The 242-nt window shown below is 72.7% G+C and carries 1 pseudogene; it reads right to left on the reverse strand.

The window, feature by feature from the left end:
• Positions 1-242, reverse strand: a pseudogene (locus ACYQ0J_RS00005) (ATP-binding protein); the annotation flags it as partial.

Raw genomic sequence — 242 nt, forward strand, 5'->3', positions numbered from 1 at the left:
CCTTCCTTAGGGTCTCCGGGTGGACGGCCAGGACCAGGGTGGCCACCTCGGCGAAGGCCACCAGCCAGGGGACCACACTGGGGGTGAGGCCCGTGGCGTCGTCCACGACGAGGGTGACGGGGTTCACCCCTTCGGGGCGCTTGAGGGCCTTGAGGAGGCTCCTCGCCTTCTCCTCGTTCCCCGGGTAGCGCCTCTGCCAGGCCTTGAGGTCGGCCTCGAGGTCCCGCCCCCCCCCCCCCCCG

It is taken from the genome of Thermus sp. FJN-A, from assembly GCF_054655095.1.